Source organism: Aerococcus sp. L_32 (assembly GCF_050689315.1).
The window spans coordinates 1-836 of record NZ_JBOEQF010000801.1 but is presented as its reverse complement, the minus strand read 5'-3'; the positions used below and the strand labels follow the sequence as shown (position 1 = coordinate 836).

Annotated in this window: 1 protein-coding gene and 1 pseudogene; both read left to right on the top strand. The window is 36.7% G+C overall.

Going from position 1 to position 836, the window contains the following annotated elements; genetic code table 11:
- Window position 1: 1 nt before the first annotated feature.
- Window positions 2-685, top strand: a complete 684-nt coding sequence (locus ACRCJ0_RS16585; protein ID WP_431391258.1) for an ABC transporter ATP-binding protein — start codon at window positions 2-4, stop codon at window positions 683-685.
- A gap of 13 nt (window positions 686-698) precedes the next feature.
- A pseudogene (locus ACRCJ0_RS16580) lies at window positions 699-836 on the top strand (ABC transporter permease); the annotation flags it as partial.

Genomic DNA, 836 nt, shown 5'->3' with positions numbered 1-836 from the left:
TATTAATAGTTCTAAACATTATAAAATGGGTGATAATGTCATCACTGCGAATAATGATGTAAATTTTTCAATTGAAAAAGGTGAATTAGCCATTATTCTAGGATCATCCGGTGCCGGAAAATCTACCATGCTAAATATTCTGGGAGGCATGGATTCGAATGATGAAGGTCAGGTCATCATTGACGGCAATGACATTGCTACTTATAACAAAAAGCAATTAACCAAATACCGCCGAGAAGATGTCGGTTTCGTATTTCAATTTTATAATTTAGTGCCTAACTTAACTTCAAAAGAGAATGTAGAGTTAGCTTCTGAAATTGTCAAGGACGCAAGTGATCCTATCGAAGTGTTAGAGGGTGTAGGTTTAGGTGAAAGAATCAATAACTTCCCTGCACAATTATCGGGTGGTGAGCAACAACGCGTTTCGATCGCTAGAGCGGTTGCTAAAAAACCAAAAATCTTATTATGTGATGAACCAACAGGTGCTTTAGACTTTGAAACAGGTAAACAAGTCTTACAAATCTTACAAGATATGAGTCGCAAGAATGGTGCCACTGTAGTTATCGTTACCCATAATGCAGCCATTGCACCTATTGCTGATAGAGTTATTCACATGCGTAATGCTACAGTGGAATCCATTGAAGTGAATGATGCACCTGAAAATATCTCAGATATCGAATGGTAGGTGACAAATAAACATGAAAAAGAAAATGTTATGGAAGGATATTCGAAAATCAATCACTAAATCAAAAGGTAGATTTTTCTCTATCATGGGGTTAATGTTGATAGGTTCTTTTGCCTTAATTGGTTTAAAAGTGACCGGACCAGATATGCGG